The organism is Novosphingobium sp. 9 (assembly GCF_025340265.1).
Lineage (GTDB): Bacteria > Pseudomonadota > Alphaproteobacteria > Sphingomonadales > Sphingomonadaceae > Novosphingobium.
In genome coordinates, this window is sequence record NZ_CP022708.1 from 600,093 (window position 1) to 615,167 (window position 15,075).

Annotated in this window: 15 protein-coding genes; 4 read left to right on the forward strand and 11 right to left on the reverse strand. The window is 65.8% G+C overall.

The window, feature by feature from the left end; genetic code table 11:
* The first annotated feature begins 118 nt into the window (after positions 1-118).
* Positions 119-577 carry a hypothetical protein gene (locus CI805_RS17365; protein ID WP_260929555.1) on the forward strand — a complete coding sequence of 153 codons (459 nt, stop codon included), beginning with the start codon at positions 119-121 and terminating at the stop codon, positions 575-577.
* Entirely contained in the window at positions 541-1,830 is a 1,290-nt protein-coding gene (locus CI805_RS17370; protein ID WP_260929558.1) for an FUSC family protein, read from the forward strand. Before CI805_RS17365 ends, CI805_RS17370 begins: the two co-directional genes overlap by 37 nt.
* Here CI805_RS17370 and CI805_RS17375 read toward each other — a convergent pair whose 3' ends face one another.
* The 11 genes from CI805_RS17375 to CI805_RS17425 form a co-directional block, all read right to left on the reverse strand.
* Entirely contained in the window at positions 1,831-2,325 is a 495-nt protein-coding gene (locus CI805_RS17375) for a GreA/GreB family elongation factor (protein WP_260929562.1), read from the reverse strand.
* A 57-nt stretch (positions 2,326-2,382) separates the two neighbouring features.
* Entirely contained in the window at positions 2,383-4,578 is a 2,196-nt protein-coding gene (locus tag CI805_RS17380) for a penicillin acylase family protein (protein ID WP_409934977.1), read from the reverse strand.
* A gap of 69 nt (positions 4,579-4,647) precedes the next feature.
* A complete protein-coding gene (locus tag CI805_RS17385; protein ID WP_260929563.1) occupies positions 4,648-5,637 on the reverse strand; it encodes an FAD:protein FMN transferase in 990 nt (329 codons plus the stop codon).
* Between the two features lie 26 nt (positions 5,638-5,663).
* Positions 5,664-6,488 carry a DUF4198 domain-containing protein gene (locus CI805_RS17390; RefSeq protein WP_260929564.1) on the reverse strand — a complete coding sequence of 275 codons (825 nt, stop codon included), beginning with the start codon at positions 6,486-6,488 and terminating at the stop codon, positions 5,664-5,666.
* Between the two features lie 11 nt (positions 6,489-6,499).
* Positions 6,500-7,009, reverse strand: coding sequence for a DUF2271 domain-containing protein (locus CI805_RS17395; protein WP_260929566.1), 510 nt, complete (start codon positions 7,007-7,009; stop codon positions 6,500-6,502).
* A 28-nt stretch (positions 7,010-7,037) separates the two neighbouring features.
* Positions 7,038-7,751, reverse strand: coding sequence for a PepSY-associated TM helix domain-containing protein (locus CI805_RS17400; protein WP_260929569.1), 714 nt, complete (start codon positions 7,749-7,751; stop codon positions 7,038-7,040).
* Positions 7,752-7,779: 28 nt separating this feature from the next.
* Positions 7,780-8,607 (reverse strand): energy transducer TonB, encoded by an 828-nt coding sequence (locus CI805_RS17405; RefSeq protein ID WP_260929570.1) that lies wholly within the window; start codon positions 8,605-8,607, stop codon positions 7,780-7,782.
* 280 nt (positions 8,608-8,887) lie between these two features.
* Positions 8,888-10,417 carry a PepSY-associated TM helix domain-containing protein gene (locus tag CI805_RS17410; RefSeq protein ID WP_260929571.1) on the reverse strand — a complete coding sequence of 510 codons (1,530 nt, stop codon included), beginning with the start codon at positions 10,415-10,417 and terminating at the stop codon, positions 8,888-8,890.
* Positions 10,414-10,989 carry a hypothetical protein gene (locus CI805_RS17415; protein WP_260929574.1) on the reverse strand — a complete coding sequence of 192 codons (576 nt, stop codon included), beginning with the start codon at positions 10,987-10,989 and terminating at the stop codon, positions 10,414-10,416. Before CI805_RS17415 ends, CI805_RS17410 begins: the two co-directional genes overlap by 4 nt.
* Before the next feature lie 365 nt (positions 10,990-11,354).
* Positions 11,355-12,698 (reverse strand): 23S rRNA (adenine(2503)-C(2))-methyltransferase RlmN, encoded by a 1,344-nt coding sequence (gene rlmN, locus CI805_RS17420; RefSeq protein ID WP_260929576.1) that lies wholly within the window; start codon positions 12,696-12,698, stop codon positions 11,355-11,357.
* A 61-nt stretch (positions 12,699-12,759) separates the two neighbouring features.
* Complete coding sequence (locus tag CI805_RS17425) at positions 12,760-13,281, reverse strand: hypothetical protein (protein WP_260929706.1); 522 nt, start codon at positions 13,279-13,281, stop codon at positions 12,760-12,762.
* A 135-nt stretch (positions 13,282-13,416) separates the two neighbouring features.
* On the opposite strand from CI805_RS17425, the gene CI805_RS17430 reads away from it, so the two are divergent.
* Together CI805_RS17430 and CI805_RS17435 are read left to right on the forward strand one after the other, a co-directional pair.
* Positions 13,417-13,689, forward strand: a complete 273-nt coding sequence (locus CI805_RS17430; RefSeq protein WP_260929578.1) for a DUF4175 domain-containing protein — start codon at positions 13,417-13,419, stop codon at positions 13,687-13,689.
* 516 nt (positions 13,690-14,205) lie between these two features.
* Positions 14,206-15,054 carry a CDP-diacylglycerol diphosphatase gene (locus CI805_RS17435; protein WP_260929579.1) on the forward strand — a complete coding sequence of 283 codons (849 nt, stop codon included), beginning with the start codon at positions 14,206-14,208 and terminating at the stop codon, positions 15,052-15,054.
* The last annotated feature ends 21 nt before the right edge of the window (positions 15,055-15,075 follow it).

The following is a 15,075-nucleotide window of genomic DNA, read 5'->3' on the forward strand; positions in this document are numbered from 1 at the left end:
GAGACTGCCATCCGCGTTCCCTGGGCCATGCCTGTGCCGCTATTTGTGAGATATCTTCGCCGTGGGTGATCGTCCTGGGTCGAGCCTTGCGCATAAGGGGCGTGGTCTGTCGCGCTGGATGGAACTGCATGCCATCGGGCTGTCGCCAGAACTGGCGAACTGGGAGGATGGCGCGCGCGCCGCTTTCGTCGTCGCCTTACCTCTGGCGCTGCTGCTCGTCACGGGGCGCAGCGAGCTTGGCTGGGCGATTTTCGCGGCCTTCTGGACATGTCTTGCCGACAGCGGCGGGCCGCTGAAGCGCCGTATCGGGCTTTCGGCGCTTTTCGCCTTGCCGGGAGCCGTCGTCGCGTTTCTCGCTTCGTGGTTTGCGGGGCTGGGGATGGTCTGTGCGATTGTGGCGGGGCCGCTGCTCGTCTTCCTTTGCGGACTGCTGCCGTACTATCGCCCTGCGGCTGGGTTGGTGGCGACACTGCTGGCGGTGGTTGCCGTGGTCGCGGGGGGTATCCGCACCATGCGATCGACGCGGCAACGCTTGGCGGCATGTTCCTCGGCGGAAGCGTCTGGGCGATGGTGGTGATCGAGGGCTTGTGGCGCGGCGATGTCAGTCGTCCGGCACGGCAGGCGGTCTCGGCAGTGTTCGCCCGGCTTTCCGACATGGCGTTTGACATCGCCTCTGGAGAGGTCGGTGAAGCAGACCAGCAGGCCGTGCATTACAGCCAGCACCGCCGCGCGGTGCGCGCAGCCATCGAGCGCGCGGAAATGCAGGTCGCGAACGGGCAGGGCCACGGTGCGATGATCGCGCGGCGGGCACTGGTATCGGCCGACGAGGTGTTTCATGCCTTGCTGGCGCTTGATCACCGGCGTTCCGGGGACCCGACGGTATGGGTGGATCTTCGGGACATTGGCGATCGTCTCGCCGGTATCGCCCGGCAGTTGCGGCGTGGCAGTGCTGTCCAGCCGCAGGACGCCATCGCCGTGCGGCATGGTTCGGCAAGCGAAGCCGGGGCCTTCCGCGCCATCGATTCGGCGCTGGAGGCCATGACCGGGGGGCGTGGCACTGCGACGGCATATGAGGCACCAGTGCCGACGCCTGCTGCTGACGGGCATCGCCTGAAACGCACGGTCCTTCATGCCCTGCGCATTGCCGCTGTCGTGGCGATCGTCACGGCAACGGCGCATGCGCTGGGGCTTGGCTATCCCTATTGGGCGGCGATGGCGGTGATCGTGGTGCTGCACCCGGTCCGCCGTATGAGCGTGGCGCGCGGGGTGGAGCGCATCCTTGGCTCGGTGGCGGGCGGTGCCGTTGCCTCGCTGCTGCTCCCGTGGCTGGAGGCGCCTGCGGTCGTGGCTGGGCTGGTCCTTGGCGGAACACTGGCGACGATCGCGCTGCGCAGCGTGAATTACACGATCTTCGTGGCCTTCCTGAGCGTGATCTTCGTACTGGTCATGCACATGCTGCATCCGGCTGAGGGCCTCGCCGGAATGCGCATTCTGGATAATGTAGTCGGCAGTGTCGCGGCGATTGCCTCTGTGCTGGTGTTCTCGCCTCGCGGTGGGCCGTCGCTGGCAACCCGCATCGCCGAGGCGGTCGCGGCGAACCGGGCCTATCTCGAAGCGATCGAGAGCGAAGACCCGGCGAAAGTCACCTCCGCCCGTCGCGCGGCAGGGCTCGCCTCCATCGAGGCGGAAATGGCCGCGCACATGCCGGGGCATATATTCGGCGCCGCGATTTCCACGCAGGAGGCGCAAGGCCTTGCCGAAGCGCGTCGCCTCGCGGGGGAGGCTGCTGCGCGCTGGCATGATAAAGTTAGGGGTCAGAGCATTTTCTAATCAGGTGGAATCACCTGATGACTCGGAAACCGCTCCAAGGGGCAGGATCTCCAGAATTTCGATCGCCTCTACCTGACCGCCGAAGTCCACACGCTCGCCGATCTCGGCGTCCATCATCGCGCGCGGAAGCGGGGCGGAAAAGGCCAGCTTGCCTGACGCCGGATCGGCCTCGTCATGCCCGACGATGGCGATGGTGCGCGTCTGGCCTTTCAGCGCGAACGTCACCCGGCAGCCGAAGGCGACGCAGGACAGGTCCGGTTCGGGCATGACGCGGGCCGAAGCCTGCCGTGTGCTCCAGTAGCGGTGCTCGCGACGCGCGGCCTTGATCTCGGCCTCATCCTCAAGGGCCTTCAAGGCTGTTTCAAGCGCATGCAACTGCGCTTCTATCAGCGTCAGCCCATGGGCGGTGGCAAGGTTGGGGCCGGGCGGGATCGGAATCTCGAACGTGGGTTCGAGGTGCTCCTCATCGCCATCGCGCCGAAACGCGACGCTCATGCTGCGATACTCATCAGGTACTCGTTCGTAATGCTCGCCTTGATGGAGAGCCTTGGATCAAACACCCGGACGATAGACCTTTTCGACGTGCCCGGCGAGGTCTTCGGGCCAGAAATAGACAGGCCGCAGCTTGCCTTCGGCGTACAACTGGGCCTCGTCGTCGAAGTGGGGCGAGGCCGGATCGCCGCTCTCGCCGCCTGCCGTCACCGCCCACGCCCGGACTTTCGGGCCGAATTCGACGACTGCGACGAAGCTGTTGCCGCTGGTGCCGTAGTATTTGCGGGTGTTCGGATAAGTCTTCGCGCCGAACGAGGCGAGCGAGCCCCAGACCGAGGAGACGAACGGCACCGGCAGGCTGGGTTTCGCATCGTCGAAATGCGGCGCGATGGAATCGTCGAGCCGCTGGAAGCGGTTGACGTCTCCCCATGCGACTTTCCAGGTCCCGAAGTCTCTGGTCAGCCGTTCGACGGTGGCCTGAAGCGCGGCAAGACGCACCTCGGCTGTCGTTTCCTTCGCGATGTAGTCGGGCAACTGCATGCGCGCGGCGCGGGCCTTGGCGCGCAAGGCATCGCCCAGCGTATCGCCCCAGAACACCGCCAGCGTGGTTTCCTGCGAGGCATAGCTCCAGCGCTGATCCCAGCGGCGCAGGCGTTCGATAGGCTCGGCCAGCGCGGCCTTCTTCGGATCGCTGGCGGCCAGCGCGTCGTAGTCGGCGATCAGTTGCGGCATCAGCATCGCGAAGGCGGGCAGGTGGCTGTCGAACGCGGCGGCGATCAGGCGCTGCGGCGTGAAGTCATGCTTGCCCGTGAGCACTTCGTCGGCATGGACGCCGCGATAGTTGGCGCCTGCCTGATCCATGTAACGCGGAAAGTCCGCCGCCTTCGGGCTCTCCGGGCCTGCCGCATCCCACGGCCAGTCGTTGGTGTTGTGGACCCAGCCGACGGCGGGATCGATGGCCTTGGGCAGGGCGTCCAGCGCGGTCAGGCCTTTCCAGTCGGTGGCGGGGTTCGCGCCGTCCACCGGATCGCGATAGTCGAACGTGTTGTCACGCACGGGCACGAACTGGGGGTGAAGATAGGCGATTTCGCCCTTGGCATCGGCGAAGATCGTGTCGTTCGAGGAATTGGCCTTGAGGTCCGCGATCTTGAGATAGCTTGCCAGATCGTCGGCGCGGGTGCGCAGCCAGCTCTGTTCGAGCGCGGGGATCGGCTTCCACATCAGGGCCTCGGCCACCCACTTGCCGCCCCGCTCGGCAACGATGGGGCCGTGGTGCGTGCGATAGACCGGAAAGCTGCGCCGGGCCATCGAACCGTCGGCCTTGCGATAGGAGAGCGAGACGGTGCTCTGGGCGATCGGGCGCAGTGCGGTGCCGTAGCGGTAGAACAGCTTGCTGCCCTTGTGCTCGATCGTCTCCTCGAACTCGTCGATATTGTCGATGCCCGAAGAGGTGTGCATCCAGCCGATCTTCGGGTTGAAGCCCTGATAGATGAAGAACTGGCCCCAGGTGCTGGCACCGTAGGCGTTGAGCCCGGCATCGCTGGTCATCTGCAGTTCGGAGCGGAAATAGAAGCTGGTGTGCGGGTTGATGAGCAGCAGCGCGTGGCCGTCGGCCGTGTTTTTGGGCGCAATGGCGATGCCGTTCGAGCCGCTCGGCTCGCGCTTCACGGCGCCTGTTTCCAGCGCGGTCAGCGCGATCGGGCGCTTTTCGTAGAAGCTCTGAAGCTGGGTGAGCGAAATGCGCTCGATATCGCCGCCGATGCTGCCTTCGGTGAAGGACAGCGCCATCCACGGCTCGAAATGGGTCAGCACCCTGGGATGCACGTTCGGGTGGGTCGCGAGGTAGTAATTGAGCCCGTCCGCCCAGCTGTCCATCAGCGCGCGCAGCCATGCCGGGCTTTGGCGATACTGCGCCTGCAACTGCGCAGGATCGACATAGAGCCGCTGGCGCAGGTCCTGCCAGATCGCCTTCTCGCCATCGGCTTCCGCCGTGCGGCCCAGCGCGGTGAGATAGTTGGCCTCGATCCGGGGGAAGTCGTCCTCGGCCTGCGCATAGATCGCCCCGAACACGGCATCGGCATCGCTGCGCCCATGGACGTGGGCGATGCCCCAGTCGTCACGAGTGATGGTGACGCGTGCGGCTTGCGCCTGCCAGCGCGCCAGCTCTCCCGATGCGGCGGAGGCGGGAGAGGTGAGGCTGCATGCCATTGCGGTGGCGGCGAGCAGGAGCGGGCGGGTGAAGCGGCGTGCGATCATCGTTTGCAAGGGCTATCGGCCAAGGCCGAAGCTGGCAAGCGGGGAACGCCAACCTCTGGGGTTAGGACCCTAGCTCAGCATCGCCTTCAGCGCGGGAGAGAGATATTCGCGCAGCATATTGTCTTCGAGCAGGATAATGCGCGCTGCGATGCCGTGATGCGCGGCGAACAGCGGGGCACCGGCGCCCATCACCATCAGCGCGGTGGCAAGGGCATCGGCGCGCATGGCGGTGGGGGCGATGACGCTGACCGATTCCGCGCCCTGCCGAACCGGCGCGCCGGTTCGCGGGTCGAGCGTGTGGCCCAGCCGCACTTCGCCCAGATCGTGATAGCGCCGATAATCCGCGCTGGTGGCCACGGCCCCGTCCGGCAGCGCGATATGCAGCGGAAGAAACAGGCCCCCCGGCGGGTCTTCGATCGCCACCCACCAGGGTTGCAGGTCTGGCCGCAGACCGGTGCCGCGCAACTCGCCCCCCACTTCGACAAGGCAGGAGGTCACATCCGCCTCGCCGAGCACGCGTGCGGCCTCATCGACGCCAAAGCCCTTGGCGATGGCGCTGAAATCGAGCTGAAGGCCGCCGGGCTGAAGCAGCACGCGGGTTTCCGGATCGAAGTCGATCGATGGCCGGGCGCGGAGTGCCAATGCCGTTTCCGGCAGCGCCGAGGGCGCCGAGGCGCCGAAGCCCCATGCCTCGCTGGCGGCGCCCAGTGCGGGATCGAACGCGCCTTCGGTCATGTCGGCGATGGCGATCGCTTCGGTCAGAACGGAGGCGAAACCCTGGGGAAGTCGATGCTGCGTGCCCGCGTCGGCGCGATTGAACTGCGAGAGGTCGGAGGAGGGCTCCCACTGGCTCATTTGCGCCACCACGGCGTCCAGCGCCGCCTGCACGGCGGAGCGCAGCTCAGGAATTGCGCTGTCATCCAGCGCGACCATGCGGACGGACCATGTGGTTCCCATGGTCCGTCCGCCGAAGTCGAAGACCCTGCCGCCGCGCAAGGGTCTCGCGATCCGCGCCGCATCGAGCGGCGGGATGGCGAGGCGGGCGTCTTCGTCGGTCATCGTCGGATTGCTCTATGCAGGCTGGCTTACGGCGCCTGCACTTCGAGCGTGGCGACGTAGCTCAGGCCGCGATCGGTCGCGCCGGGGATCGAGACCTTGTTGTCGCTGGCGCGTGCTTCCATCCAGTACATGCCCGGACCCGACCATGTGACCTTGGCCTGCCCCTTGGCATCGGTGGTGACGTCCTGCTTGATCGGCGTTGCCGCCCAGCGGTCGTCCTTGGTGACGGAGACCTTCAGGCCCGCTGCGGGCTGGCCGTCGACGAGGAAGGTGAACACGCCCGGCTCGTTGGCGACGAGATCGTCAGGATGGGTGACGGGGACCATCTCAAGACCCTTGCCGGTGGGCTTGAACACGGCATTGTCCGGCACGCCCAGCGTCACGAAGACCTGATTGGTCGACTGGTTCTCGCGCAGCTGCACGTCGGTTGCCCCCTGCGGGATCAGCGAGGCGATCTTGTCTGCGGTGACGCCGCGCGGCAGGCGCTTCTTCTCGCCGTTCAGGGTGTAGCCGCCGAACACGCCGGTGTTGGTCGAACCGATGCGATAGGTGCCGGGCTTGGTCAGGTGAACCTCGAACATCGAGCGGACCTGGCCCTTGACGGCGTTCTCGATGGGAACGCTCTGGCCATCGGGGCCGGTGGCGGTGAAGTTCTGCGGATCAAGCGAGTGGAAGTTCGAGATGAACAGTTCGCTGGAGACGGCGGCGTCGATCGAGACCCAGGCTTCCTCGCCCGAGAACGTGGTTTCGGAGGGCAGCAGCCACTGGCTGTGCGCAAAAGCCGTGGCGGGCGCGGCAAGGGCAAGAAGCGCGGGGACCGCGAGCAGGGTGGAACGGAGACGAGTGTTCACAAAGTGTCCTTTCAGGGCTTCACGGATGCAGTGACGGTGCCGAGTTCGGTCGCGCCCTTGGCGGAGGTGGTGGCAGGGCGCTTGCCGCCCAGCGTGACGGGAACGGTGACGCTCTCACGCCCGCCGGATTCGCGCGCGGCCTCGACCGTCAGCTTGTACTGGCCGCCCGGCAGACCGCGCAGGGCAGCGGCGGGGATCGTCAGCTTCTGCGGGCCGGGCGCGCGGGTGGCGCCGGAAATGCCGTCGATCTGCGCGCTGCGACCGCCCTTGCGCCACCAGGTGCGCATGTCGGAAAGCCACTTGGTGCCGTGGCCTTCGCGGTTGTCGCTGTCGTACCACACGGCGAGCGTCTTGAACGGCTGGCCGGTCGCGCCTTCAAGCCAGATCGCCACGTAGGGGCGGTGGTACTCGGCCACGCTCGGGCGCGGGAGAGTGACCGTGAGGTCGATGGTGTCGGCCATGGCCGGTGCGGCGATCGTGGTCGCAGCGCCGGTCAGTACCAGCAGCGAAGTCTTGCGCATGCGTGTGCTCCCTAGTGAATGACGAACTTTAGTGAATGAAGAACAGGGCGAGGATGAACGGGATCAGCAGACCCAGCCCCGTCAGCGGCCAGGTCGAGGGGCGATGGCGTCCGTGCATCCACAGCAGGGCAAAGCCGGTGCCCACGAAGATCAGCGCGGAAATCACGAACCCGTCGATGAACCAGTGCCAGACCCAACCGGCGTTGCGGCCCTTGTGAAGGTCGTTGAAGTAGGCGATCCAGCCCTGATCGGTGGTTTCCCAGCTGATCGCGCCGTCGCCGCGCTCGACGCTGATCCAGGCATCGCCGCCGGGGCGCGGCATGGCGAGGTAGACCTCGTCCGAAGACCATTCCGCTGCCGTGTCCGCCGGGATCGACATCCTGCTCTGGCGCGCCAGTTCGTCGCGCACGGCGATGGGAACGGGAACCTTGGCACCATCGCCGGGACCCTTGGCGAGAAGCGCGATGAAGGCGGGGGCAAGCTGGCCGGAGCCGTCGACGACCTTGGGCTTGGCGAGGATATCGCCCGCGTGGTTCAGCGTGAAGCCGGTGGCGACGAACAGGAACAGCGCCATCAGCGACAGCGCCGAGCTGACCCAGTGCCAAGTGTGCAGCTGGCGCAGCCAGAAGCCGCGCGTCCAGCCTCCCTTGCGGCGGACTGGCGCGGCGGTGCCGGTGGTGGGGGCTTTGGCGGGCGCAGCGATGGGCTGCGCGGTACGGACCGCGCTGTCTGAAGTGGTCATGTCATGCATCGTGGTTGTTCGGTTCAGGTCAGGCGAGCGAGAAGCCGACGGGCACGATCACCCAGGCGTCGACGGCCTTGCCCGCCTGCTTGGCAGGGGCGAAGCGCCAGGCGGAAACCGCCTTGATCGCGGCCTGATCGAGTTCGTCGAAGCCGCTCGAATGGCTGATCTTGACCTGTCCGGCCTTGCCGCCCGCCGTCACCAGAACCTTGAGCAGCACGGTGCCCTGATGGTGGCTGTGGCGCGCCTCATAGGGGTATTTTGGCCCGGCATTGCCCAACTGGGCAGCGGAGAAGTCCGGCGGCGTGATCGGTGCCGGCGGGGCGGGAGGCGCCGGCGGTGCCGGTGGGGCCGCCACGACGGCGACCGGCGGTGCGGGCGGCGCGGGTGGCGTAACGGAAAGCGTGGGCGCCGTGCTGGGCAGCTCGATCATCGGCTTGATCGCAACGACCTGCGTTTTCACTTCCGGCGTCTGGATCAGCTGTGGCTCGGTCTGGTCGGGCACCTGCTTGGTGGGCGACGGCGGTGGAGGCGGCGGCGAGGTGATGTCGAAGGTTGTCAGCTTCTTGTGATGGGCTGCAGCGGGTCCGACCACGCCGATCGTCACGAGCACTATAAAGGCAGCGACATGGACGGCGGCAGCGATGCCGAGCGCGCGCCAGTTGAGCGTCGCGCCTTGATAACCGGTGTTGGCGGGCACGGACGCTGTAGCCAGATCCGCAACACGACCGGCATCGCCCATGGATGGCTCGGTCGCGGAATCCTCGAACAGGACCCGGCGCAAGCCCTGCGCCTTGCCGCTCGCATCGATGTCATCGCGCGCGCCATAAGCCCCATTATAAAGGCTCGCTTCCATTGCGATCGTGCTCCTGTTGTCCCTGACTCTAATGCGAGGCAGTCGCATTAGCCGGTATCAGCAATGGTGCTGCGAGGCAAGAGCAACAACAGTATGTAAGGGGTTTGTTACAATTCGATAAAGTGTTGTATATCAGCGTCTTGCATGGACTATCCGGTGTCGTCGTCCGACTACGATACGCGAATGACGTTTATTCATGACAAAATGCGTCAATCGCAAGATCGAGAATCGCTATCGGTTGGGATAGGGCCGGGTCATGCCCACACTTCGGGCCGGTCTTTCAAGCGCCGAGAGCGCGTCCGGCGGCATCGAGGGACGCAGGGGATGTCGAGCCTGTGCGCCGAACCCTGTGGCGAAGGGCAGGAGCAGCCAGGATCAGGCCTCCGCCGATAAGGCACAGGTCAATAATCGCCGAACTGCTCGGCCATTGACCACTCAGCAGGGCATGGCCAAGTCCGGTGGGGATCATCGCTGCGGCGAGCGCCATGCGAAGATAGGCTGCAAGCCGGGCGATCGGACGGATCGCGGCCACCGCCATGGCGAACACCAGTGCGGACCAGAAGGCTATCGCCAGCGGGGCACTGCCGCCTGCGACAAGGCGCAGCCAATAGGTGGCGATCAGCAGAATCGGGCTACCCCAGACGACGATGGCCCACATGGCCTCGATGCGCGGCGCGGGATGCCCGCGCCGGGCACGCTTGGTCAGCCAGATGTTGGTGCCTGTCACGACGATCGCGCACAGGGCAAGCCCGAACAGGAACCACGCCACAAGCACCGGCACGCCGCCGAAGGTGCCGAAGTGTATCTTGTAGATCGAGGACAGCGCCTGCTGGCCCTTCGGCCCGTCGGAAATGCCCACGTCGTCGGTATAGTGCCCGGTTCCGTCGAAGCGGTAGGTGTCGCCATAAGACAGGTTTTTGTCGTTCAAGGTCAACAGCGCGATGCGCTGGCCTTTGGTGCCGGGCGCTTCGATGGTGATGTAGTTCAGTGTATTCTGCGGCCGGTTTCGGGCAAGCCAGCCCATTGCCACATCGACACGCGGCCCCGAGGCTCTGGTCGCATCGGGCACGGCCGGTGAACCGTAAAGCGAGGCATAGCTCTTGGCGATCTGGCCGCCGTAGCGCTCCGTCGCGATCGATTGGAACACGATCTGCCCAAGGCCCAGCATGGCGCCGGTGATCGCCAGCGCCATGATGAACGGCAGGAGCCAGGTGCCCATGCGGTTGTGCAGATCGGCCTGCGCCAGTTGCGTCATCGCCGCGCCGTCTTCACGGCCCTTGGCGCGGAAGCGGAAGGCGTCGCGCAGGATGCGCGGGTGGGCAAGGACGCCGGTGAGGGAAGCCGCCGCCATCATCGCCCCCAGCGCGCCGGTCAGCATGATGCCCCAGGTGCCGGGAAGATTGAGATAATAGTGCATGTCCAGCATGAAGCTGGTCCAGGGATCGGCCTGCTCCCCGGCCAGACTGCCCGCGGGGGTGACGTAATGCGGCTCGCCACTGCCGGTCAGCGTCGTGCGGGGATTTGCCGGACTGGGCATCTGCAGGGCTATATACGCGGGAGGCGTAGCCTCTGTGCGCATGGCCGAGTCCACTGCGCGTTGCACAGCCTGTGGCGACATGGCCTGCATTTCAGGGGCTTGCGGTTGTTCCCAGCGCTCCCACCGGGCGCCGAACACCGCGAGCATGCCGGTGAGGCAGACGAGGTAGAGCAGGGCACAGGCGACCAGCCCGATCGCGGTATGACCGCCCAGTGCGCGCCGGACGAAGCCGGTTCCGGGGGCGTCGATTCCCTTGAAGTCAGGATGCTTCACGCTGCCAGACACAGGGTGCCTCCGATTACGGTCGTTACCAGCAAGGGTATGAATTTGCCCTTTAATCCGGTGGCGATCATCTGCCAGCTCATCACGCAGATCCACAGCAAGGGCAGGCCGAACAGCGCCAGCGCGCTGGAGTTCGCCTCACGCCAGCCGCCGTGCCAGGCCATGCGCTGGAGCGCCCAGGCGGCGAAGGCGCAGGCGGCCAGAGCGACGGGACCGCAGAGCAGGAATACCGCGATCCGGCGACCAAGGCCGCGCCAGTCCATCGGGGCTTTCGGAGGCGGTGGCGGCGGGGCGGAAGGCTCTGTACGCTCACGCTTTTTGCGGGGGGCGCGAACTTTGGGGGCAGGGCTTTGCCAGCCTGCCCAGCACACGATCACGGCGGCGCTGGCCATCGCGGCGGTGATGCCGAGCGCCAGCCCGCGCGCGCCAGCCATCTGGAGCAGGGCGACGGCTGCGAAAGCCAGTATCAGCCAGCCCAGCAGCACCGGCCAGCGTTCCCGCTGCCAGCCATAGCGCAGCAGCACCGGCCCCACTGCACTGGCCAGAAGCGGTAGTGCGATCACCTGCAAGCCTCTGCCTTGAAAGCGGAATTTGACGCCACGATAACCTCTTCGCACCCATTGTCCGAGGGCGATCGAGCCTCGAAAACCTTGCAACTGATTTGCATTATGGCTGCGATCTACGGGGGAGGAAGGGGTGAGTCAATGGGTTGGAGAGGCGCTGCCCGGCCCACGAACACAGCAGAATTGAACCAGACATAAACGGGGGCAAAGAGGGGGCTAAAGGGGGTATAGACGGACCTAAGGGGGGGCGAGACCGACAGAGACGCCCCGAACGCGCCCCGGCATGGCCCGAATACGCAAAGGGCGGACCTTCCCGCCGGAAGACCCGCCCTTTTATGTATTCCTGTCCCGTCGCAGACCGAAGATCACACTGCCAGCGCGGCATCCTTCTCGGCATAGAGACGGTCCATCTCGGCGCGGCTGCGCTTTTCGGCAGCGGTCTTGAGCTGGCCGCAGGCGGCGTCGATATCGCGCCCGCGCGGCGTGCGCACCGGGGCCGAGATTCCCGCTTCGAACACGATATTCGAAAAGGCCCTGATCCGCTCGGGCGTCGAGCATTCGTAGGCCGCGCCGGGCCAGGGGTTGAAGGGGATCAGGTTGACCTTGGCGGGCAGCTTGTAGTGCTTGAGCAGGCGCACCAGTTCGCGCGCGTCCTCGTCGCTGTCGTTCTTGTCCTTGAGCATCACGTATTCGAACGTGATGCGGCGGGCATTGCTGGCGCCGTGGTACGAGGCACAGGCCGCGAGCAGGTCCTCGATGCCGTACTTTTTGTTGATCGGCACGATCTCGTCGCGCACTTCCTTGGTCACGGCATGGAGCGAGACCGCGAGGTTGACGCCGATCTCCTGCCCGCAGCGTTCCATCTGCGGGATCACGCCCGAGGTGGAGAGCGTGATGCGGCGGCGCGAGAGGGCAAGGCCCTCGCCATCCATCACCAGCTTGAGCGCATCGCGCACGTTATCGAAGTTGTAGAGCGGCTCGCCCATGCCCATCATCACGATGTTGGTGAGCAGGCGCCCGCTGGCGTGGTAGTCGCCCTGATATTCGCCGTTCTCATCCTCGTCCTGATCGAGCCCCGCCATCGTCTTGCTGGCGGCCTCGGCGGCGGTCCGGGGCCATTCGCCCAGCGAATCGCGCGCCAGCATCACTTGCCCGACGATCTCGCCCACGGTCAGGTTGCGCACGAGGCGCATCGTGCCGGTGTGGCAGAAGCGGCAGTTGAGCGTGCAGCCGACCTGCGAGGAGACGCACAGCGTGCCGCGATCGGCGTCGGGGATGAACACCATCTCGAAATCGTGGCCATCCGCCGTGCGCAGCAGCCACTTGCGGGTGCCGTCGGTCGAGTGCTGGGCCTCGACAATCTCGGGACGGCCGATCACGAAACGCTCGGCCAGCCAGGGACGCATCGTCTTGGCGATATCGGTCATCGCCTCGAAATCGGTGACGCCGCGATGATAGAGCCAGTGGTAGACCTGCTTGCCGCGCAGCTTGGCCGCCTTGGCGTCCAGCCCTGCCGCCTCGAACAGTTCGGCGATGCGCTTCTTGGGCAGGCCGAGCACGTCGATGCGCCCGTCTTCGCGCGGGGTCACGCCGTCTACCAGCGTGGGGCGCGGCACCGGCACCGGATCGATATGTCCGGGGATCGGCATCTGCGCCGAAAGCGGAGCGGCGGTCTGGCCGGCCCCTTCGAGAGTGGTCGTGTCTGTCATGATTGCGCGCGGCCATAGCCGATTCCCGCGCAAAACGGAAGATGGCGGAAACGCAGAGGTTCTAGCGCAGGTCGGCGCAGCCCAGCAGCGCTGCGTCCATTGCCGAGGCCGCGCCCGCCAGTTGCCATGTGTCGGCGAAGGGCAGGCCTTTCGTGTCGCGGCTGGAGGCGGTCATCGTCGGGGCCGACCGCATGGCGGCAAGGATCGCGGCATTGTCGGTCGGACTTGCTGCCCAGGCATCGGCCCCGCCGCCGGTCAGGGTGAAGCGCTGATCGCCAAGGCGCAGGAAGATCGGTGCGCCCGAGGCGATATTGCGCGAAAGGCGGATATGGACTTCGTTGCGAACGCTGCGCCGGGGCCATGTTCCAACAGTGGCATAAGGCCGGGTATCGCGTGCCTTCGCACTCGGCTGGGCCATGGCGATGGCATAGCAGCGCGGCACCACCGGATCGCGAAAGGCACCCCATTGCGCATAGAGGCCAAGACTCTCCCGCGCGAGTGCGGGCGCCGCCACCAGAGCTACGGCGGAGGCGAACAGCAGCATCAGGCGGAGGTGCAGGCAGGGCAGGGCACGGGGCGGCATCATACCCGCGGCTATAGCGGGCCCCGGCGCGGCTTGCCTAGGCGGCGTGGACGAATTCGAATGGCCTGCAACTGCCCCATTGCTGACCTTCAATCGCCACGGTAGCATCGTGGAATGTTCGAAAGCCCTCCATACATGTTCATCGCGACCGTCTTCGGTCTAGCGGTGCTTGTAGGGTTCTTGCCCGCCAGAAAGTACCGGACGGCGATAATCGGATTCATCGCCTTGGGTCCGCTTTGGTTTGGCCTATGGCTCACGTTTCACGATTGGACCGGGATAGAGCAAGAATTCGGCACCGGACTGGCACTCCTGCTGTTCGTCCCTGTCTTTCTTGCCGTGTGGGCGACGATCACGATTTGGCCATTTATGCTGACGGTTCGTCTGCGGAGAATCCATCGCAATGGATAGTCGCTATCCGCATTTCTGCCATTCCGGTCAGCCCGCAAACGCCCCTTTCCTCGTCATTCCCGCGAAGGCGGGAATCCAGTAGCGACCTTGCGATAAGGGATGCCTGCTGACCTGATCCCTCCATTCTCGCCCTGGCACAAAACATTACCTCCTGCGCAAGCACCGCACCTGATCGAAAAGGGAAATCCGCCGTGGTGCGATCTCGCCAGCGATCTCGGTTTCGACGCGTTGCGCCGACTGGATTCCCGCCTTCGCGGGAATGACGAAAGTTGAAGTGAATCGGTCGTATGACCGCAATCCACCCATAACAGACGTTGCCTTGAACTTGGTTCAGGGGGCATCCAGCCGGTGACTTAGGCTTACCAGGACGATAGCGCTTGCTGTTTGCGCATCCTCGCTCGGCAGCGCCTGACACGCGCCGCTCGGTGCTCTCGTCCTTCTTTCGGGAGCGCAGCCTTGCCGACACAAGCCTGTCTGAGGCATGGGGCAGCATTGTCGTCAGGAGATCGGAAAGCTGTGAAGAGTCGAGGCAATTGGCAGCTGGTCTGGGGTGCGCTGGCAATGCTTGTGGCGGGTTGCACGAACGCGCCGGTCAGGCCGGTCGCGTCGCTTCCGCTGCCGCCGGTCCATGCCAACGGGCAGGCCCTGTGGCGCATCGTCGATCAGAAATGCGTTCCGGGGCGGCTTCGTGCGGGCGATCCGGCGCCTTGCGCGGCGGTCTCGCTCGCCGGAGGACGCACTCGCGGTTATGCGGTGTTGAAGGATCGCGCCGGCATCGCCCAGTACCTGGTGATGCCGACGATCCTGATCTCCGGGATCGAGGACCCGCGCGTAACGGGACCGGGCGCAGCGGACTATTTCACGCCCGCCTGGAAGGCGCGCCATCTTGTGGAAGCGAGGGCGGGGCGGGCGTTGCAGCGAGACGAGATCGGGATCGCGGTGAACTCGCAATATGGTCGCAGTCAGGACTTGCTGCATCTTCATGTGGATTGCATGCGCCGGGACGTGCGCGATGCGCTGCACGATCTCGTCCCGGTCGTGGGCGACAGCTGGTCGCACCGGACGGTGAGCCTCGAAGGGCGCAGCTTTTATGTCCGGCGTGTCGGCGGCGATGAGACTGTATCGGCGAACCCCTTCGAGCTGGTCCGTACCGGCTTTCATGTTCCGCAAGGCGAGATGAAGGCCTGGACGGTGTTGCTGACCGGTGCGGACTTTGCAGGGCGCCCCGGCTTCCTGCTGCTGGCCGCGCGGGCGGACCCTGACCACGGCAACCGGGGCGCATCGGAAATCCTGCTCGATCACCAGTGCGGTGTGGCGGGCGCGGTCGATGCAAAGGGGGCGGATGCGAGGGCAGGCTCGAACTGACCGGGGCGTCCTTGCGAGGTT